The organism is Devosia albogilva, from assembly GCF_042685625.1.
GTDB classification, from domain to species: Bacteria; Pseudomonadota; Alphaproteobacteria; order Rhizobiales; family Devosiaceae; genus Devosia; species Devosia albogilva.
In genome coordinates this window covers 3,786,471-3,804,610 of record NZ_JBHUNP010000001.1, presented here as the reverse complement: position 1 = coordinate 3,804,610, position 18,140 = coordinate 3,786,471, and the positions used below count along the sequence as shown (strand labels likewise).

Here is an 18,140-nt window from a genome sequence, read left to right as displayed (position 1 = left end):
GTTTCCGGCTTCGTCTGATTGTCGGTTGCTGGAGCAGCCGGGAACGAAAGGCTCCGGCCGTGCTTCACTATGCAATCGACGTCAAGACGCGGTGGCCTCAGGATGCCTGAAGGATTTCGGCCCAGTCGCTGGGCTGAATGCGAAGGAGGCTCCCCGTCCAGTGTTGGCAATGCCGGCAGCGGATCGGGAAGCAGGCAAGAAAGGTGCAGACCTGTCCCGCAATCGCGATCCGGCGCCGCTTCAGGTGACAGCATGGTTCGTCCGCAAACCTCGCTGCGGTCGTCGGAATGCGAATAGGCGTCCTGCTGCGCACTGGCAACGGCCTGATCCTGGTGCGTGGCATGCGTGCTTGAGCTGGCATGTGCCGTTCCCAGGACAGCGAAAGCGCTGAAGACGAGCAGCAGCAGTCCGGTCATGAACTGGCGCAGCCAGTCATTTCTCGACCAGAACGTTGCAGTCGAGCTCTGCTCATGGCGTGGCTTTCTTCACGCACCCGATGACATCCATGTGCCCGCCAGCATCCGGCGGCCTCAGGCAGCCTGAGCTACTGACAGGGGCAGGTTCTGCCCCGCAGTCCCCCGCTCCGGATCAAACTGGTGTCAAACGGTGAATCATGAACAGCTTCAGATCTCCTGCGCGCTGCGGGAAACGCCCGAAGACCTTCTGTCGGCGGAGCGAACAGAAATACCTCGTAGGGCTCGGCAGTCACGCCCGGGAAGTCCATGCCGGGCGACCCGGCTGGCATTCCAGGAACCGCGAGGCCCGTGGCCGCCGGACGCTCGGTCAGGAGACGCTGGATTGCCGCGGCTGGAACGTGGCCTTCGACGACATAGCCGTCCACTTCGGCCGTGTGGCACGAGTAGAGGGCCGGGGGCACGCGGAGCTGCTGTTTGATGGCGTCGATGTTCTGCGATTTCAACGATCCGCACCGGAAAGCCCGCGGCCTCGATATGCGGCCACCCCGTGCAGCAGCCGCAGCTCGGATCCTTGGTAACGGTGACGAGCGGCAGACTTGCGGCATACCCTGTCACCGGCACTGAAAGCAGAACAGATATCGAGCCAAGACCTGCCACGAAGGCTCTCGGCTGATGGCATGGTCATTTCGCATCTTTTGTCCTCACAGCCACGGCCGACGATCTCAGCGGAAGAATGCGCAGCTGATCAGGGCCGTGCAGGCGGGCTTCCTGTTGGCACCGACTGGCAGATACTACCACAGCCGCCGCCGCAGAACTTGATGCAGCGCAAGGAAGAGATACGTTGCTCGAGGTTCCAGCCTCCTGAAGCGTATCGGTCAACTCGGTTCCTACAATTGGTGGCGCGTAGCCGCGACGCGTTGGCAATGACGCTCACCGATGACAACGCATCGCTGCCGCGGCGATGATCGGCGAGAGAAGAATGCCGAAGAACGGGTAGAGGACCCCAGCGGCACCGGTACGCCCAAGGCATTGTAGATGAAGGCGAAGAACAGGTTCTGCCGGAGTTGCCCATCACCGCCTGCGACAACGCCGCGCCCGCACGATGCCAACAAGATCGCCCTTCAGCAGGGTGACGCCCGCGCTCTCCATCGCCACATCGGTGCCGGTGCCCATGGCAATGCCGACATCCGCCGCTGCGAGTGCCGGCGCATCATTGACCCCGTCGCCGGCCATCGCCACCACCTCGCCGGCGCCTTGTGCCGCTGCACGACCTCGCTCTTCTGATCGGGCAGGACCTCGCCTCCACTTCGTCGATGCCGAGCTGACGCGCGACGGCCTTCGCTGTCGTCCAGTTGTCTCCGGTGAGCATGACCACCCGGATGCCTCGTGCTTTCAGCGCCGCGAGCGCCTCCGGCGTCGATGCCTTTACCGGATCGGCGATGGCGAAGATCGCCGCCACCTGTCCATTGATGCCCATGAAGATCGCGCGGTTGCCCCATCCTCGCGCAACTGTCTGCCTGCTCGGCCAGCGGGGCGACATCGACCCCTTGTTCGGCAAGGAATTGCATTGCCAAGCGGGATTGTCTTGCCTTCGACCACGCCAAGCGCGCCCTTGCCAGTGGGCGAGTCGAAATCTGCAACTGGTGCGATCACCAGTCCTCTCTCTTCGGCTGCGCACGCCGATGGCGAGCGCCAGCGGATGCTCGCTCGCCCGCTCCACGCTGGCGGCAAGGCGCAGCACCTCCTCCTCGGTGAAGCCGGCTGCCGGAATGATGGCAGTCACCGCCGGCGGCCCTCGGTGGAGTGTGCCGGTCTTGTCGACGATGATCGTGTTCACCTTCTCCAAAGTTCTAGCGCCCTCGGCGTTCTTGATCAGAACGCCATTCTGAGCGCCGCGCCCGACGCCGACATGATGGACATCGGCGTTGCAAGGCCGAGCGCACAAGGACAAGCGATGATGAGGACGAAACGGCTGCGATAAGGCCGAAGAGAAGCTCGGCTCGGGCCCCAGATCGACCAGGCGATGAAGGCGAGGACAGCGACGAAGATCACTGCAGGCCACGAACCAGCCCGATACCTGGTCGGCGAGGCGCTGGATGGGTGCACGGCTGCGCTGCGCCTCTGCGACGAGCTGGACGATCTGCGACAGCATGGTCCGGCCCACCAGCCTGTTTCACCGCATCGCCGCGGCCTTTCCGATCTCGCGTCCCGCCATTTCGCGGCACTCAAGGTGCTCAAGCGTGCGCGCGCCTGATCACACGAAGCGAGAGATGGGGGGCGCGAGAACATCTATTGCTGCACCCGCGGCGGCTCGAACCGGGTGCGCAAGTGGCTCGACGGCATCCATCCGGCGCCTGTCGCTGCTACTGAGGCGGCGCTTCCGGCCGAAGTGGCTGTGCTGCCACCCTGTCGCCAAGCCCGCCCCACGCAAGGCCGCCCGGTCGGTTCGGCAAGACGCCGGCCGAACCGGCTCCGCCGCCGCCGTGGCTGCTACACCCAAGCCGAGCCCGAAGCCGGCGCTCGAGCAGATGGGCTTCGATTTTAAGCGGACGGTGGGCTGCTCCAAACGCAAGTTGGGAGCACCGCCACGCAGCCCATCCCCAGATAGTTGATCGCTGGCGCGGCAACGCGATGGCGGAGCAGTCGTTGTCTGGGGCGAGCGACAGACAGGATGACTCAGATGAACACGGTCGCGAAGCTCACGGCAGTTGCAGCTATCCTCGCCACCACCTCAGGTCTAGCGATGGCGCAGGGCGCCGTTGACGCGAACGCAAGTGCGGACTTCCGCAGCGATTCCGCAGCAAACGTCAGGCCGATGCTGAAGTGAACTATGATTCGATCATCTCGAACCTGCGGGTCCGACGTATCGTCTGCCGATATCGTGGCGTTGGGAGCGGACGCGCAGATCGACATCGTCACGCTCTCTGAATTGCAGGCAACGCGGTGACGATGGCGAGGCCGTGGGCGAGGCCGTCAGTTCCCAGGCGACGATGCTCGCTGAACTCACCGCTGCCATAGAGGCCAATGCCGACGTACAGGCCGCCCTTGCCGCCGAGGGCTTTACCTCTGACGACATTGTTGCCGTCGCCTCGAGCAGCGAGGGCAACCTGACCATTGTTGTGGACGACGCGAGATAGTCTTCCTCCACCAAGGCCTGCTTCCGATCCTGCAGGGTAGGGGTGCATCCGTTCTGGCCGGCGATGCCTTGTGACGCCGCAACCTAGCCGGAGACATTCAGATGTTGAAACGCCTGCTCTTGCTCGCTCTCGTGACCTTCACTTTCGGAGCAACCCTGACCGGGTGCGATGCGCCGGATGTGGAGGATGCCGAAGTGGAGGTGGACGACTGAGGGCGGAACGGTCGGCGCTGCCTGTCGTTCGTCTCCTTCAGTCCAGCATGGAGGGGACGATGCAGTTTCCACCGCTTGAGCCGACCCTGCCGACCGACATTCCACCGCCACCGCCGGGAGATCTTCCCGATCCTGACTTGCCCGGTGGGGACGATCCGGCCGAACAACCCGACTACGAGCCGGGACCCGACCTGCCGGACCCGGCTCCGGAGGACATTCCGCCGCCGGTGTGACGTGTTGTGGTGATGAACGAGGCCCTCTGGCGATCCCGACAGGATTCGAACCTGTGACCAACAGCTTAGAAGGCTGCTGCTCTATCCAGCTGAGCTACGGGACCGAGCGAGGGGTAGTGCACGTTTAGCGCATTTTGCCGCCGAGGGAACGCCCTTAGTGGCGCGGGGCGGTGCTGGCGCGGATGATGAGGTCCGAGCTCAGGACCATGCGGCGGGGGACGCGGCTGTGCGGCTCGCCCTCGATGACGTCGATGAGCGCCTGCGCTGCCAGCCGGCCCACTGCGGCGCAAGGCTGGCGCATGGTGGTGAGCGGCGGCACGTAATGCTGCGCCAGGGCGATATCGTCGAAACCGACCACAGAGACATCGCGCGGGCATTCGACGCCGGCGCCGCGTAGCGCGGTGAGAAAGCCGATAGCGCTTTCGTCATTGGCGGTGAACACGGCTGTCGGCCGGTCCGGTAGGGCAAGGAAAGCTGCAGCGGCAGCCCGCCCGTCTTCCATGGCAAATCCGCCCTCGAGCAGCCATTCAGGATGCAGCGGCAGGCCGGCCTGTGCCAGTGCGGCGGCGAATCCCTGCTGGCGCTCGCTGGTCAACACATTGCCGTCGGGGCCGCGGATATGGGCGATGCGACGATGCCCAAGTTCGATCAGGTGCCGCGTTGCCCGCTCGGCAGCATAGGCATTGTCGGTCTTGACCGTGTGGAAGGGCGAATCGGGGATCTCCTCGCAGGCCACGACCAGCGGCACGGGGGAGGGCGCCGTGCGCAGAATCATCAACTGCTCGAGGTCGACCGAGCCATCGAACAGCACCAGCCCATCCACCCGGTTGGAGATGAAGTACTCGCGGATGCGGCGCCCGGGATCGTCGCCGGAGAATCGGTTGGCGACGAGCACGCCATAGCCGCGTGCGGAGGCCTCCCGCTCCACGGCATCGAGAATGTTGGCGAAGAAGGTATTGCGAATGTCCGGGAGCGCCACGAGGATGGTGCGGGCGGTCTTCTGACGCAGCGAGCGGGCCGACTGGTTGAGGGTGTAGCCCGTTGCCTCGATCGCATCCGAAACGCGCTGACGGGTATCGTCGCTGACCCGCTCCGGCATCGACAGGCCCGGCTGACGGTGGCCGTCGAGACCTGTGCAAACCGGGCAACGTCTTGAATCGTCGGCGCTTTTTTAACCAGGCTCATGTCTGGCAGCGCCCCCTCCGCGCAGCGTTACCCAAACTGTCTAAATGCGACTTGACAGGTCTGCAAGCTGTGTATGAAACTCCTGAAATCGATTGCAGAACTTTCGGGGCTCCGGAAATGCAATCGATTACACGCAGCCAGCTCGGGACACCTCGAAAGAAGGTGGCCTTGCGGCTGGCGGCACCGCGGGGCGTTCCGCTCCAAGTGATCGTTGGGAGGACTATTCCATGAAGAAGTTTGCAGTGGTTGCCACTATGGCGACCGCTCTGCTCGGCTCCACCGCTATCCATGCCGCCGAGCTCGAAGTCACGCACTGGTGGACTTCGGCCGGTGAAGCTGCGGCCATTGCCGAATTCGCCAAGGTCTTCGAAGAAGAAACGGGCCACACCTGGGTCGACTCCGCGCTGTCCGGCTCGGGCACCGGCGCCAACCCGGTGATCATCAGCCGCATCATCGGCGGCGACCCGATGGGCGCCACCCAGATGAACACCGGCCGCGACGCCGAAGAACTCATCCAGGCCGGCCTGATGCGCGACCTGACCGAGATCGTCGGCGACATGAACATCGAAGAGTTCTACGTGGACGCTTCGCTGCTTGAGCCCTGCCGTTACGAAGGCGGTCTCTACTGTCTGCCGATCAACATCCACTCGTGGGACTGGCTGTGGCTCTCCACCGCTGCCTATGAAGAGATCGGTCAGCCCGTGCCGACCAACTGGGACGAATATGTCGCGTCCTGGCCGGCCCTCCAGGAAGCCGGCATCCTGCCGTTCGGCCTCGCCACCGGCTGGCCCTTCTCGGGTATCCCGGGTGCTCTGATGGCCGGTCTCGGTGGTCCGGAACTGGTGCTCGCCATCAACCGTGACAAGGACCCTGAGGCTGTTCGTGGCCCCGAGTTCCGCAAGGTCGCTGAAGCTCTCGACAACCTGCGTTCGGTCGTCTCGCCCGAAACCATGGTCCCGTCCTTCGGTGACGTTGGCAATCAGCTCCTGGAAGGCACTGCTGCCGGCAACATCCACGGCGACTGGCTCGCCGGCGACCTGCAGATCGCAGGCGGCGTCCCGGGCGAAGACTACGAGTGTCTGCCGGGCCTCGGCTTCGGCACCCAGCTCAGCGGTGGTGGCGACTCCTTCTACTTCCCGGTCCTGCCGGAAGGCACCGATCCGGAAGTGATCCAGGCTCAGGAGCAGCTCGCTCGCATCCTGATCTCGCCCGAAGCCCAGCTGAACTTCAACCTGGTCAAGGGCTCCATGCCGATCCGCACCGACATCGATCTGTCGGGTGCCAATGCGTGCATGCAGAAGGCCATCGCTCTGCTCGACAACGGCCTGCTGCCGTCGGGTGACTTCTCGCTCTCGAGCGACGTCCAGCAGCAGCTGCAGGACCTCAACACCGAGTTCCTCGACGACGACAGCATCACTGTCGACGACTACATCGAGCGCTACGCCTCGATCATCGAGTCGGCTGAGTAACATTCCGGCTATCCGGTTGGGAGTTCGCTCCCAATGAGGAAAATGGTGGTCGGCCTTGCACACAAGGTCGGCCACCTTCTCTTGGAGAAATATTCATGGCGGACACTGCCGTTCCCTTGGAAGCAGGAGTCGAGACGGTCCACCGTCCTGGCCTGCTGAAGAGAATCCTGCTTCACAACCTGCCCGCCAAGATCGCTGCACTGCCCATGGTGGCCACGGTGCTGGTCGTCTTCGTCGGCTGCACCATCTGGACGATCTACTACTCGTTCACCAATTCCAAGCTCCTGCCGACGGGCAAGTTCGTCGGTTTCGACCAGTATGAGCGCCTGTTCGCGACCTCCCGGTGGAACGTCTCGGTCTGGAACCTTCTCGCTTATGGTTCCATGTCGCTGGTGTTCACGCTGGTCATCGGCTTCATCCTTGCGGTGCTGATCGACCAGAAGATCCGGTTCGAGAGCGCCTTCCGCACCATCATGCTCTATCCCTTCGCCCTGTCCTTCATCGTGACGGGCCTGGTGTGGCAGTGGATCATGAACCCCACGCTCGGCCTGCAGGGCACGATGCGCAGCCTCGGGTGGGAAAACTTCACCTTCGACTGGATCGCCAACCCGCGCATGGTGCTGTTTGCCCTGCTGATCGCCGGGCTTTGGCACGGCACCGGTTTCTGCATGGTGCTGATGCTGGCAGGGCTGCGCAGCGTCGACGAGGAAGTGTGGAAGGCAGCGCGTGTCGACGGCATTCCGACCTGGCGCACCTATGTGTCGATCGTGCTTCCCATGATGCGCGGCGTGCTCGTCACTGCCGTGGTGATCATCGGCTCGGGCATCGTGCGCCTCTATGACCTCGTGGTGGCACTCACCAATGGCGGCCCCGGCATTTCGTCGGAAGTGCCGGCCAAATACGTGCTCAACTACATGTTCTCGGGCGGCAATATCGGCCAGGGCCTGGCCGGCGCGTCCATGATGCTGCTGACGGTGCTGATCATCATGATCCCGTGGGCCTATCTCGAATTCGGCGGAAAGGGGCGCCGCACATGAGCCAGACTGCAACCATGACCGGCCCGGCGCCCACAGCCTCCGACAACGTCGTCGAGGCGCGCGGCCCCCGGCCCAGGCCGTTCTTCACCCCGAAGAAGATCATCCTCTATTCGATCCTCGTCTTCTTCTCGCTCTACTATTTGTTCCCGCTCTATGTGATGCTCTCGACATCGCTGAAGACGATGCCGGAAATCCGTTTCGGCAACATCTTCGCGCTGCCCACGGCACCGAACTTCGACGCCTGGGTCAAAGCCTGGGGCAGCGCCTGTACGGGCCTGACCTGTCAGGGTCTGTCCCCCGGCTTCTGGAACTCGGTGAAGATCACCATTCCGTCCACCATCGTGTCGATCTTCATCGCGGCGGTGAACGGTTATGCTCTGGTCAACTGGCGCTTCAAGGGTTCGGAGATCTTCTTCTCGATCCTGATCTTCGGCTCGTTCATCCCCTACCAGGTGATGCTCTACCCGCTGGTGATCATCACTCGCGAACTCGGCATCTTCGGCACACTGCAGGCCGTGATCCTGGTCCACACCATTTTCGGCATGCCCATCCTGACGCTGCTGTTCCGCAACTACTTCGCGTCGTTGCCGCAGGAGCTGTTCAAGGCCGCGCGTGTCGACGGGGCAGGGTTCTGGCGCATCTTCTTCGAGATCATGCTGCCCATGTCGCTACCGATCTTCGTGGTGGCGCTGATCCTGCAGGTCACCGGTATCTGGAACGACTTCCTGTTCGGCGTGGTCTTCTCGGGCACGCAGAACTACCCGATGACCGTCCAGCTCAACAACATCGTCAACTCGGCCCAGGGCACGCCCGAATACAACGTGAACATGGCCGCCACCGTTCTGACCGGTCTCGTGCCGCTCATTGTTTACTTCGTGTCCGGCAAGTGGTTCGTCCGCGGCGTCGCTGCCGGTGCGGTGAAGGGATAATCGAATGCAACCCAGCGTTTCCATCCGCGACCTGTCGCTCAACTTCGGCAATGTGAAGGTGCTCGAGCACCTGAACCTCGACATCGCGCAGGGCGAGTTCATCGTCCTGCTCGGGCCCTCCGGTTGCGGCAAGTCCACCTTGCTGAACTGCGTTGCCGGCCTGCTCGACGTCTCCGACGGCCAGATCTTCATCAACGGCAAGAACGTCACCTGGCTCGAGCCCAAGGACCGCGGCATCGGCATGGTGTTCCAGTCCTATGCGCTCTATCCGCAGATGAGCGTCGAGAAGAACCTCAGCTTCGGCCTGCGCGTCGCCGGCATGCCCAAGGACGAGATCAACCGCCGCGTCCAGCGCGCTGCCGAGATCCTGCAGATCCAGCCGCTGCTGCAGCGCAAGCCCGCCAACCTGTCGGGTGGCCAGCGCCAGCGCGTCGCCATCGGCCGCGCCCTGGTGCGTGACGTGGACGTGTTCCTGTTCGACGAGCCGCTGTCCAACCTCGACGCCAAGCTCCGCTCCGACCTGCGCGTCGAGATCAAGCGGCTGCACCAGCGCCTGAAGAACACCATGATCTACGTGACCCACGATCAGATCGAGGCGCTGACCCTGGCCGACCGTATCGCCATCATGAAGAACGGCGTGATCCAGCAGTTGGCCGATCCACACACCATCTACAACAAGCCCGTGAACCTTTACGTCGCCGGCTTCATCGGTTCGCCCTCGATGAACTTCATCGATGGCCGGATCGAGGGTTCGGACTTCATCGCCGAAGACGGCACGCGAGTGCCCGTCGCTGCCTATGAGTTCGCCGGCAAGACGTCGGGTGCCACCAAGGCGGTGCTCGGTGTTCGTCCGGAGCACATTGCAGTGGGCGAGGCGGCGGCCGGCCTGCCGTTCACGACCGAGACCGAAATCGAGATCGTCGAGCCGATGGGTTCCGACACCCTCGCCTGGACCACGATCGCCGGAAAGTCGGTGACTTTCCGCGCCGACAGCGACATTCCGCTCCAGGCCGGGCAGAAGGTTCTCGTCGGTTTCGATCCGGCGCGCGGCTCGTTCTTCGACGCCGAGAGCACCAACCGGCTCTAGGAGCCGACTGCGGCACAGCATTCCGCCATCGCCTCGGGGCGGTGGCCTCTTTCATACGACCTGAGGCAATCATGGAATTCTCCTATCAACTCTACAGCGCCCGCAACGAGGCGTCGCTCGACGATACCCTGAAGACGCTGAAATCGCTCGGCTACAGCCAGGTCGAGGGCTGGGGTGGCCAGTTCGGCGATCCGGCCGCGCTGGTTCAGAGCCTGAAGAATGCCGGCCTCACCATGCCGACCGCGCATATGGGCTACAGCCAGCTCGAAGACACCGATGCGGTGCTGAAGATCGTCGATGCCGTCGGCATCCAGACGGTCTACTGCCCGGCACCGCCGTCGGAGGAGTTCCGCAACGGTGGTGGCGACTGGCAGGATTTTGCCGAGGGCCTCGCCCGTATGGCGGCTGCCTTCAAGGCCGCCGGCAAGGGCTTCGGCTACCACAACCATCACTGGGAATTCGGCAAGGTCAACGGCAAGACCCCGATCGAGATCATCCTCGATGCTTCCCCGGACCTGCAGTGGGAAATGGACCTTGCCTGGGTGGTGAAGGCCAATGAGGATCCGGTCGCCTGGATGGACCGCCTCGGCAGCCGCATCACCGCTATCCACGTCAAGGACATCGCCCCCGCCGGCGAGGCTCTGGACGAAGACGGCTGGGCCGATGTGGGCCAGGGCACGCTCGACTGGAAGAAGCTGCTGGCCGATGCCAAGGCGAAGACCCGCGCCACCTATTTCGTTGCCGAACACGACAAGCCCAGCGATGCGATCCGCTTCGCCCGCCGGTCCATGGACGCCCTCAAGGGCTACGGAGCTTAAAGCATGGCGAAGACTTATGGCGTCGGCATCATGGGTGCCGGCAACATCTCGAGCGCCTATCTGCGTCTCGCGCCGCTGTTCAAGAACCTCGAAGTTCGCGCGGTTGCCGACATCGTTCCCGAGGCCGCCCAGAAGCGCGCCGAGGAGTTCGGTGTCGCCGCTCAAACGCCGGATGAGCTGCTGAAGAACAGCGAGATCGACGTCGTCGTCAATCTCACCATCCCGGCGACGCACTACAAGGTGTCGATGGACATCGTCTCGGCCGGCAAGCACGCCTATTCCGAGAAGCCGTTCGTACTGAGCCTCGAAGAGGGCATGGCGCTGCGCAAGGCCGCCGAAGACCGCAATCTTGCGGTCGGCTCGGCCCCGGACACCTTCCTCGGCGGTGCCCACCAGCAGGCGCGCGAGATCATCGACTCCGGCAAGCTCGGCAAGATCATGAGCGGCACCACGCATGTGATGAGCCGCGGCATGGAGCACTGGCATCCGAACCCGGACTTCTTCTTCCAGCCCGGCGGCGGCCCGATCCTTGATCTCGGCCCGTACTACGTCACCAACCTGATCCACTTCCTCGGCCCGGTGCGGCGGCTCTCCGCCTTCACCAACATGGCCCGTGCGGAGCGCGTGGTGACGGCTCCGGGTCCGTACCAGGGCACCACCATCAAGGTCGGCACCCCGACCACGATCCATGGCGTGCTGGAGTTCCATTCGGGCGCCATCATCACCATCGGTACGAGCTGGGACGTGGCGAGCCACGGCCACCACAACATTGAGCTCTACGGCACCGAAGGCACCATCTATGTGCCGGATCCGAACTTCTTCGGCGGTGACCTCGTCACGGCTGACATCGAGGGCAAGAAGACCCCGGTCGAGCCGTGGGACCATCCCTTCGGCAAGCCGAACCAGGGACTCGACACCGATCAGCCGCGCTCCAACTACCGCGCTGCCGGCCTTTCCGACATGATGCTGTCGGTCGAGAACGGCACCACGGCCCGCTGCGGTATCGACGTGGCGCTCCATGCCGTGGACGTGCTGACCAGCCTGCTCAAGGCCGGCGAAAGCGGCCAGGTGCTGACCCTGTCGACCACCTGCGAGCGTCCGCGGGCCCTTGGTCCCGAAGAGGCACGCGCCCTGCTGCGCGCCTGAGGAACGTACCGCGTTGACAGCGTTCCGGCGCCGGTCAACAGTGGATGAAAGCCTGGACAGGCGGCGGGCAATCGCCGCCTGTTCCATATCCGGCACCGGTGCCGGGCAAGCGAGAACAGGTCCCGCTCCATGCGGAGGGCAGGGACCGCCAGCAAGGGAGTGACTTCATGCGCACCATCAAGGGTCCGGCGATTTTCCTCGCCCAGTTCGCGGGCGACGCGGCTCCGTTCGACAACCTCGACAATATCTGCCGCTGGGCTGCCGGCCTCGGCTACAAGGGCGTGCAGATCCCGACCTGGGTGTCTAGCTTCATCGATCTCGAAAAGGCGGCGAACTCAAAGGCCTATGCCGACGAGATCAAGGGGATCGTGAACAGCCACGGGCTGGAGATCACCGAACTGTCGACGCACCTTCAGGGTCAGCTCGTCGCGGTGCATCCGGCCTATGACACCGCCTTCGACGGCTTTGCCCCGGCGTCCGTACACGGCAACCCGAAGGCGCGCCAGGAATGGGCCGTCCAGACGATGATGAACGCCGCCAAGGCGTCGCAGAATCTCGGGCTCAAGGGGCACGCCACCTTCTCCGGTGCGCTGGCCTGGCCATACCTCTATCCCTGGCCTCAGCGCCCGGCCGGTCTCGTCGAGGAAGCCTTCGACGAACTCGCCCGCCGCTGGACGCCGATCCTCAACGCCTTCGACGAGGCCGGGGTCGATGTCTGCTACGAGATCCATCCGGGCGAGGATCTCCATGACGGCATCAGTTACGAGATGTTCCTCGAGCGCGTGAACAACCATCCGCGCGCCAACCTGCTGTACGATCCGAGCCACTTCGTGCTGCAGCAGCTCGACTATCTCGACTACATCGACATCTACCACGAGCGCATCCGCGCCTTCCACGTGAAGGACGCCGAGTTCAACCCCACCGGCCGCCAGGGCGTCTATGGCGGTTTCCAGAGTTGGGTGAACCGGGCAGGGCGCTTCCGGTCGATCGGCGACGGCCAGGTCGATTTCCCCGCGATCTTCTCCAAGCTCACCGCTCACGACTTCGACGGCTGGGCCGTGCTCGAGTGGGAATGCGCGCTGAAGCATCCCGAGGACGGAGCACGCGAAGGTGCCGAGCTCATCCAGAGCTACATCATCCGCGTCACCGAGAAGGCGTTCGACGACTTCGCCGGTGCCGGCACCGACCAGGCTGCCAACCGCAAGATGCTCGGATTGAGCTGAATCGTCCCCGAAACACTGCAGATGGCGCGTCACCGGTAACGAAACGCAGACCGATCGCGCCGTCTGCGCTGCACAAGACTGACCTGAGGAGGCACCGAAAATGGCTGAGAACGGCGCACGGCGCATTCGCCTGGGCATGGTTGGTGGTGGCACGGGAGCCTTCATCGGCTATGTCCATCGCATCGCCGCCCGCATCGACGGGGACTACGATCTGGTGGCCGGCGCACTGTCGTCGCGGCCCGAAGTGGCCAAGGAATCTGGGGAAAATCTCGGTCTGGCCGAGGATCGCATCTACACCTCCTACGAGGAGATGGCACGCGCCGAAGCCGCCCGTCCGGACGGCATCGAGGCCGTGGCGATTGTCACCCCCAACCACATGCACTACGGCCCGGCCAAGGCCTTCCTCGAGGCCGGCATCCACGTGATCTGCGACAAGCCGATCACCTCAACCATCGAAGACGCCCGCGCCCTGGCGCAGGTGCAGCCGAAGAACGGCGCCAAGTTCTTGCTGACGCACAATTATACCGGCTATCCGCTGGTGCGGCAGGCCCGTGAATTGGTGGCTTCCGGCGCGCTCGGCACCATCCGTGTCGTGCAGGTAGAGTACCCGCAGGACTGGCTCACCGAGGCGACCGGCGAGGAGAACAAGCAGGCTGCCTGGCGTACCGATCCGGCCCGTTCCGGCGCCGGCGGCTGCATCGGCGACATCGGTACCCATGCCTACAACCTCGCCCGCTTCGTCACCGGGCTGAGGACGGAGGCCGTTTCGGCCGACCTCGACAGCTTCGTGCCGGGTCGTCAGCTCGACGACAACGTCCATATCATGCTGCGCTTCGAGGGCGGCGCGAAGGGCATGCTGTGGGCGAGCCAGGTAGCCGTGGGCAACGAGAATGGCCTGCAGTTGCGCGTCTATGGCGACAAGGGCGGCCTCGAATGGCGCCAGGACAACCCGAACTACATGTGGTTCACCGAGTTCGGTAAGCCCAAGCAGTTGCTGACCCGCGGTGGTTCGATCTCGGTGCCGCCGGCGGCTTCGATGAACGTCCGCATCCCCTCCGGTCACCCCGAGGGCTATCTCGAAGCCTTTGCGACGCTCTACTCGCAATTTGCGGCAGTGATCCGTGGCGAAGGCCAGGACTATGAAGCGCTGCTGCCGTCGCTGGCGGATGGCGTCGAGGGCATGCAGTTCATCATGGCCTCGGTGAAGTCGAGCCAGAACGATGCGAAGTGGACTCGCTTCAGCGAGGTCTAGGCTGCGCGACAGAGACGCGATTCATGGCCATCGGGTTCGCCCGGTGGCCTTTTTCTTATTGAACCCGCGTGGCGGTGAACCCCTCGGCCTCGAGCAGTTCGATGACGTTGGTTGGTCCGACGAGGTGAGCGGCCCCGACGATGACCAGCGCGTCAATGTCGTCTGCGAGCAGTTGCGACAGCGGCTCCACCCAGTTGCGGTTACGCTGATAGAGCAGGCGGTCGAGGAAAGCGTCCTCGAAACCACCCATCTCCATCTGGAACAGGTGTGCGATGCGGTCGGCGGTGCCGGCCTGCCAATGGTGGATCATCTTGCTCATCAGCTTCGGCATGCTGTCGAGTTCGTCCAGCGTGGCCTGCAGCATGACGAGTTGCTCCTCGTCTGAGGCGCCGGCCAGCACATCCAACTGCTCCTCACCCGTCTCGAGATGGATGAGCCGGTCGGGCTCGATCTCTGGTTCAATCTGGAATTCGACGCCGGGCTGGTCGTAGCCAAGTGCCATCATCGCCGCCACGGAGATGGTGTTGGCAGCCATCCAGGGCCGCATGGCCAGCAATGAGCCCACCGGCACATCGTAGGCCGAACTCTGCGCCCTCAGCGTCGCCTCTAGGTCGTCGTCGATGACATCGGTCAGCAGCGTGCCATCGACATAGACACCGCGTGCTATGGCCGCGGCACCGACTTGAGCCTGTGCCAGCGGGCTGACGTCGGTTTCGAGCACGATCTTGTCGGCCGCGGCGAGGCGCTCGTCGAACAGCGGCGTGCGCCAGTCGATGCCGTCGGGCAGGACGTGGAAGGAGCCGAACAGGTAGATCGCGCTGTCCGCGTCGCTGACCTTCCACATGGCGGGTGCGGCCGCCACGGAAGACGCAAGGGGCAGCAGAAGGGCGAGAGGCAGGGCAAATCTGAGCATGGTGCATTGTGTCCCGCCGGGCATGCTGCGGCAAGCCGGAGGCTCTGCGGGTTGATCCGGTCGCCCGCCTTCGCTACACGGGGCGCCAGCAACAAGGACGAGTTGAATGCGCGCGGAAACCGAAAAGGCCGTAGCCGAAATCGAGCAGGTGCTGAGCCTGCTGAGGAGGCATCTTTGACTGGGATACAGCTGAACTCCGCCTCGCGGCGCTGAGCGCCGAAACCGAATCCCCGGACTTCTGGAACGATCCCGAGAAGGCTCGGGTGCGCATGCGCGAGCGCGACGACCTTGATGTCGCCGTCAAGGCCGTGCGCGAACTGGAAGCCGGGATCCGCGACAATGTCGAACTGATCGAACTCGGCGAAGCCGAGGGCGACGAGGGCGTCGTCAAGGAAGCCGAAGCGGCGCTGCTCGAGCTCAAGCAATCGGCGCGCCGGCACCAGATCGAGACCCTGCTTTCGGGCGAGGTCGACGCCAACGACTGCTATGTCGAAATCCACGCTGGCGCCGGTGGTACCGAGTCGCAGGACTGGGCGAGCATGCTGTTGCGCATGTACACCCGCTGGGCCGAGCGCCGGAAGCTCAAGGTGGAAACCATCGAGTTCCACGACGGCGAAGAAGCCGGCATCAAGTCCGCCACCATCCAGGTGAAGGGCCACAATGCCTATGGTTGGCTGAAGACCGAAAGTGGCGTGCACCGGCTGGTGCGCATCAGTCCCTATGACTCGGCTGCCCGCCGCCACACCAGCTTTTCGAGCGTCTGGGTCTATCCGGTGATCGACGACACCATCGACATCGAGATCCGCGACAGCGACCTGAAGGTGGATACCTATCGCTCGTCCGGCGCCGGTGGGCAGCACGTTAACACCACCGACTCCGCGATCCGCATCACCCACATCCCGACCGGGATCATTGTCGCCTGCCAGCAGGAGCGTAGCCAGCACAAGAACCGTGCGACGGCCATGAACATGCTGCGGGCGCGTCTCTACGAGCTGGAGATGCAGAAGCGGGAAGAAGCGGCCAACGCCCAGGCAGCCAGCAAGACCGATATCGGCTGGGGTCACCAGATCCGCTCCTACGTGCTGCAGCCCTATCAGATGGTCAAGGATCTGCGGACGGGCGTCGAAAGCGGGCAGCCCTCGCTGGTGCTCGACGGAGATCTCGACCAGTTCATGGAAGCGGCCCTGGCACAACGCGTCGGCGTTGCCACGGACGTCACGGCGGACGCGGACTAGCGGTTAAATCAGCGCCAGCAACTGCCGCCCGGCCTCAAGGAACTCCTTGGGGTTCAGGGCGGTGTCGTTGCGGCGCACCTCGAAGTGCAGGTGCGGACCGGTGGAGCGGCCGGTGGAGCCGACCTTGGCGATGGGCGTGCCGGTGTTCACGCGCTGGTCCTTTTCCACCATATAGGCGGAGAGATGGCCATAGCGGGTGATGAAACCGCTGCTGTGGGTCACCTCCACCGTCTTGCCGTAACCGGACTTCTGCCCAACGAAGGTGACGACGCCTGCGGCGGCGCTGAAGACACTGGTGCCGCTGGGCGCCGCGAAATCGAGTCCGGCGTGGAAGGCGCGTGAGCCGGTGAACGGGTCCTTGCGGTTGCCGAAGCCGGAGGACTGGCGATAGCCATCGCTGATCGGCATATGGACCGGGGCCGCATCGATGCTCTGCCGTGCGGCCTGGTAGCGGATCAGGGCAGCCAGCACGGCGTTGGCATCCTCTACCGCTGGGCTGAGTGCCGCATCCTCCACCGGCGCCAGAAGCGGCCCGCCCACGCCCTCTTCGACGGGCGGCAGGGTGACCGGAATGCCGAGTCGCGTCAGCGTCGAGACGATCCCCTCGGTGCGCTCGCTGGCGGTCGATGCGATGGAAGCCATGGCCGAGCGAGTCTCGGTCATCATCTGGTCGATCGAGGCGGCCGTGGCGGCGATGTCGGGATTGCCGGAGGCCGTCGTGGGTACGGTGATGGCGGCTGTCGTGGGGGTTGCCGCCGGGGCGATGCCAAGTGCGTCGGCCTTGTCGACCAGGACCTTCACCAACTGGTGTTGTTCGAGGAGGACTTCCTGCTGCTGCGCCAGTTCCTGCAACTGCAGGTTCATGTCGCCGGCCTGGGCGTAGTTGCGCGAGTGCAGGCGGTCGATCTCGACCCGGAGTTCGGCGATGCGATCCTCGTAGGCAGAGATGATCTGGTCGGTCTTGCCGCTCCAGAGCCGGGCGATGTCGGAGTGCAGCAACAGGGCGGTCCCGAGCAGGGCATTGCCGCCGAGCAGCAGCACGAACATCGAGTAGAACAGGGCCGGGTGAATCCGGTGACCGACGCTGGCTCGTGCCTGTTCGAAACTGCTTCGAGCCTGCATCCCAGCGACTCCACTCACGCGACCATGGTGAGCGGAGTATGAACCGTGATGGTTAGCAGTGTGTTAGCCGGCCTGAACGGCCTCAAGGACCTTCTGGGCGTGACCCTTGATCCGGGTGGCCCTGATGATGCGCGCGATCTTGCCTTCGGCATCCACGATGAAGGACGTGCGGATCAGGCCCATGAACTCCCGGCCATAGAGTTTCTTCAACTGCCACAAGCCATAAGCCTCGATGGCAAGACGATCGGGATCAGCCGCGAGCGGCAGCTTCAGCCCGTATTTGCGGCGGAAGCGAATGTGGCTCTCAACCGAGTCGGGAGAGATGCCGACGAGGCGGGCGCCGGCGGCGGCGAATTGATCGGCGCGTTCGGAGAACTCGATGTTCTCGTCGACGCAGCCGCCGGAGTCATCCTCGGGATAGAAGAAGAGCACAACGGTATGCCCCCGATGGTCGGAAAGCGTGAAGCTTGTCCCGTCGTCGAGCGGCAGGGTGAGGTCTGGGGCAGGATCGCCTTCGCGCAGTGTGGTCACGCCCAACTCCTTCCCCGCAGAAATTAACCGGTTTCGCGCCATATTACAGCCAGTATGATCAAACAACAGACTGCCTGCGGCGGTTGATTCTGACGAGGTGCCAGACATAGCGGCCCAGCCTGACACCGGACCCAAGTGAGCGCGACTTCTCCCCCCGCGGATATACCTACCGCGCCCAAGCCCAATACCCGCCGG

20 protein-coding genes, 1 tRNA gene and 1 pseudogene are annotated in these 18,140 nt (G+C 64.0%); 12 read left to right on the top strand and 10 right to left on the bottom strand.

All coding sequences use genetic code 11. The features are described from left to right. The 5 genes and pseudogenes from ACFSX5_RS19020 to ACFSX5_RS19000 all read right to left on the bottom strand — a co-directional run. Positions 1-416 (bottom strand): hypothetical protein (locus ACFSX5_RS19020; RefSeq protein WP_386835529.1); only part of this gene is annotated, 416 nt, incomplete at its 3' end. Positions 417-670: 254 nt separating this feature from the next. Continuing rightward, positions 671-1,055, bottom strand: a pseudogene (locus ACFSX5_RS19015) (DUF411 domain-containing protein); the annotation flags it as partial. 432 nt (positions 1,056-1,487) lie between these two features. Next, the gene (locus ACFSX5_RS19010) at positions 1,488-1,649 is read right to left on the bottom strand and encodes a hypothetical protein (RefSeq protein ID WP_386835527.1); all 162 of its coding nucleotides are present in this window, start codon (positions 1,647-1,649) and stop codon (positions 1,488-1,490) included. After that, complete coding sequence (locus ACFSX5_RS19005) at positions 1,627-2,199, bottom strand: HAD family hydrolase (RefSeq protein WP_449240241.1); 573 nt, start codon at positions 2,197-2,199, stop codon at positions 1,627-1,629. The genes ACFSX5_RS19010 and ACFSX5_RS19005 overlap by 23 nt, the downstream gene beginning before the upstream one ends. Before the next feature lie 89 nt (positions 2,200-2,288). Beyond that, positions 2,289-2,705, bottom strand: coding sequence for a P-type ATPase (locus ACFSX5_RS19000; RefSeq protein ID WP_386835524.1), 417 nt, complete (start codon positions 2,703-2,705; stop codon positions 2,289-2,291). A gap of 391 nt (positions 2,706-3,096) precedes the next feature. Between ACFSX5_RS19000 and ACFSX5_RS18995 the strand changes: the two genes are divergently transcribed. From ACFSX5_RS18995 to ACFSX5_RS18985, 3 genes are all read left to right on the top strand, one after another. Beyond that, positions 3,097-3,243, top strand: coding sequence for a hypothetical protein (locus ACFSX5_RS18995; RefSeq protein WP_386835523.1), 147 nt, complete (start codon positions 3,097-3,099; stop codon positions 3,241-3,243). A gap of 163 nt (positions 3,244-3,406) precedes the next feature. Next, entirely contained in the window at positions 3,407-3,553 is a 147-nt protein-coding gene (locus ACFSX5_RS18990) for a hypothetical protein (RefSeq protein WP_386835522.1), read from the top strand. A gap of 271 nt (positions 3,554-3,824) precedes the next feature. Continuing rightward, complete coding sequence (locus ACFSX5_RS18985) at positions 3,825-3,998, top strand: hypothetical protein (RefSeq protein ID WP_386830611.1); 174 nt, start codon at positions 3,825-3,827, stop codon at positions 3,996-3,998. A 27-nt stretch (positions 3,999-4,025) separates the two neighbouring features. Here the strand turns inward: ACFSX5_RS18985 and ACFSX5_RS18980 are convergent. Both ACFSX5_RS18980 and ACFSX5_RS18975 read right to left on the bottom strand, forming a co-directional pair. After that, positions 4,026-4,102, bottom strand: a tRNA-Arg gene (locus ACFSX5_RS18980). A gap of 50 nt (positions 4,103-4,152) precedes the next feature. Beyond that, entirely contained in the window at positions 4,153-5,097 is a 945-nt protein-coding gene (locus ACFSX5_RS18975; protein WP_386835521.1) for a LacI family DNA-binding transcriptional regulator, read from the bottom strand. Positions 5,098-5,410: 313 nt separating this feature from the next. On the opposite strand from ACFSX5_RS18975, the gene ACFSX5_RS18970 reads away from it, so the two are divergent. The 8 genes from ACFSX5_RS18970 to ACFSX5_RS18935 all read left to right on the top strand — a co-directional run bounded on the left by ACFSX5_RS18970 (position 5,411) and on the right by ACFSX5_RS18935 (position 14,144). After that, complete coding sequence (locus tag ACFSX5_RS18970; protein WP_386835520.1) at positions 5,411-6,652, top strand: ABC transporter substrate-binding protein; 1,242 nt, start codon at positions 5,411-5,413, stop codon at positions 6,650-6,652. 95 nt (positions 6,653-6,747) lie between these two features. After that, complete coding sequence (locus ACFSX5_RS18965) at positions 6,748-7,689, top strand: carbohydrate ABC transporter permease (RefSeq protein WP_386830605.1); 942 nt, start codon at positions 6,748-6,750, stop codon at positions 7,687-7,689. A gap of 14 nt (positions 7,690-7,703) precedes the next feature. Continuing rightward, positions 7,704-8,618, top strand: a complete 915-nt coding sequence (locus ACFSX5_RS18960) for a carbohydrate ABC transporter permease (protein WP_386835531.1) — start codon at positions 7,704-7,706, stop codon at positions 8,616-8,618. A 4-nt stretch (positions 8,619-8,622) separates the two neighbouring features. Continuing rightward, a complete protein-coding gene (locus ACFSX5_RS18955) occupies positions 8,623-9,705 on the top strand; it encodes an ABC transporter ATP-binding protein (protein WP_386830603.1) in 1,083 nt (360 codons plus the stop codon). A 71-nt stretch (positions 9,706-9,776) separates the two neighbouring features. Then, complete coding sequence (locus tag ACFSX5_RS18950) at positions 9,777-10,523, top strand: sugar phosphate isomerase/epimerase family protein (RefSeq protein ID WP_386830601.1); 747 nt, start codon at positions 9,777-9,779, stop codon at positions 10,521-10,523. Between the two features lie 3 nt (positions 10,524-10,526). Next, positions 10,527-11,669: a Gfo/Idh/MocA family protein gene (locus ACFSX5_RS18945; RefSeq protein WP_386830599.1), complete on the top strand. Its 1,143-nt coding sequence runs from the start codon at positions 10,527-10,529 to the stop codon at positions 11,667-11,669. Between the two features lie 167 nt (positions 11,670-11,836). Beyond that, positions 11,837-12,892, top strand: coding sequence for a sugar phosphate isomerase/epimerase family protein (locus ACFSX5_RS18940; RefSeq protein WP_386835519.1), 1,056 nt, complete (start codon positions 11,837-11,839; stop codon positions 12,890-12,892). Positions 12,893-12,992: 100 nt separating this feature from the next. Next, entirely contained in the window at positions 12,993-14,144 is a 1,152-nt protein-coding gene (locus tag ACFSX5_RS18935) for a Gfo/Idh/MocA family protein (RefSeq protein ID WP_386830596.1), read from the top strand. A gap of 55 nt (positions 14,145-14,199) precedes the next feature. Here the strand turns inward: ACFSX5_RS18935 and ACFSX5_RS18930 are convergent, their stop codons facing one another. Next, positions 14,200-15,057, bottom strand: a complete 858-nt coding sequence (locus ACFSX5_RS18930; RefSeq protein ID WP_386830594.1) for a TraB/GumN family protein — start codon at positions 15,055-15,057, stop codon at positions 14,200-14,202. 106 nt (positions 15,058-15,163) lie between these two features. Between ACFSX5_RS18930 and prfB the strand changes: the two genes are divergently transcribed. Next, positions 15,164-16,292 (top strand): peptide chain release factor 2 gene (gene prfB, locus ACFSX5_RS18925; RefSeq protein ID WP_386835518.1). Its coding sequence is split into 2 segments (ribosomal slippage): positions 15,164-15,232 and positions 15,234-16,292, totalling 1,128 coding nucleotides; the frame shifts between segments, so codons are not numbered across the junction. Between the two features lie 3 nt (positions 16,293-16,295). Here the strand turns inward: prfB and ACFSX5_RS18920 are convergent. Both ACFSX5_RS18920 and ACFSX5_RS18915 read right to left on the bottom strand, forming a co-directional pair. After that, positions 16,296-17,414, bottom strand: a complete 1,119-nt coding sequence (locus ACFSX5_RS18920) for a M23 family metallopeptidase (RefSeq protein WP_386835517.1) — start codon at positions 17,412-17,414, stop codon at positions 16,296-16,298. A 63-nt stretch (positions 17,415-17,477) separates the two neighbouring features. Next, a complete protein-coding gene (locus ACFSX5_RS18915; RefSeq protein ID WP_386835516.1) occupies positions 17,478-17,945 on the bottom strand; it encodes a peroxiredoxin in 468 nt (155 codons plus the stop codon). Between the last annotated feature and the right edge of the window lie 195 nt (positions 17,946-18,140).

What these genes read in the sequence shown, in the direction of transcription:
- ACFSX5_RS19010 (WP_386835527.1), bottom strand. Translation starts at nt 1,649, where the DNA reads ATGGCCGGCGACGGGGTCAATGATGCGCCGGCACTCGCAGCGGCGGAT.
- ACFSX5_RS18975 (WP_386835521.1), bottom strand. Translation starts at nt 5,097, where the DNA reads ATGCCGGAGCGGGTCAGCGACGATACCCGTCAGCGCGTTTCGGATGCG.
- ACFSX5_RS18995 (WP_386835523.1), top strand. Translation starts at nt 3,097, where the DNA reads ATGAACACGGTCGCGAAGCTCACGGCAGTTGCAGCTATCCTCGCCACC.
- ACFSX5_RS18920 (WP_386835517.1), bottom strand. Translation starts at nt 17,414, where the DNA reads ATGCAGGCTCGAAGCAGTTTCGAACAGGCACGAGCCAGCGTCGGTCAC.
- ACFSX5_RS18955 (WP_386830603.1), top strand. Translation starts at nt 8,623, where the DNA reads ATGCAACCCAGCGTTTCCATCCGCGACCTGTCGCTCAACTTCGGCAAT.
- ACFSX5_RS18970 (WP_386835520.1), top strand. Translation starts at nt 5,411, where the DNA reads ATGAAGAAGTTTGCAGTGGTTGCCACTATGGCGACCGCTCTGCTCGGC.
- ACFSX5_RS18945 (WP_386830599.1), top strand. Translation starts at nt 10,527, where the DNA reads ATGGCGAAGACTTATGGCGTCGGCATCATGGGTGCCGGCAACATCTCG.
- ACFSX5_RS18985 (WP_386830611.1), top strand. Translation starts at nt 3,825, where the DNA reads ATGCAGTTTCCACCGCTTGAGCCGACCCTGCCGACCGACATTCCACCG.
- ACFSX5_RS19000 (WP_386835524.1), bottom strand. Translation starts at nt 2,705, where the DNA reads ATGTTCTCGCGCCCCCCATCTCTCGCTTCGTGTGATCAGGCGCGCGCA.
- ACFSX5_RS18930 (WP_386830594.1), bottom strand. Translation starts at nt 15,057, where the DNA reads ATGCTCAGATTTGCCCTGCCTCTCGCCCTTCTGCTGCCCCTTGCGTCT.
- ACFSX5_RS18950 (WP_386830601.1), top strand. Translation starts at nt 9,777, where the DNA reads ATGGAATTCTCCTATCAACTCTACAGCGCCCGCAACGAGGCGTCGCTC.
- ACFSX5_RS18965 (WP_386830605.1), top strand. Translation starts at nt 6,748, where the DNA reads ATGGCGGACACTGCCGTTCCCTTGGAAGCAGGAGTCGAGACGGTCCAC.
- ACFSX5_RS18990 (WP_386835522.1), top strand. Translation starts at nt 3,407, where the DNA reads ATGCTCGCTGAACTCACCGCTGCCATAGAGGCCAATGCCGACGTACAG.
- ACFSX5_RS18960 (WP_386835531.1), top strand. Translation starts at nt 7,704, where the DNA reads ATGACCGGCCCGGCGCCCACAGCCTCCGACAACGTCGTCGAGGCGCGC.
- ACFSX5_RS18935 (WP_386830596.1), top strand. Translation starts at nt 12,993, where the DNA reads ATGGCTGAGAACGGCGCACGGCGCATTCGCCTGGGCATGGTTGGTGGT.
- ACFSX5_RS18940 (WP_386835519.1), top strand. Translation starts at nt 11,837, where the DNA reads ATGCGCACCATCAAGGGTCCGGCGATTTTCCTCGCCCAGTTCGCGGGC.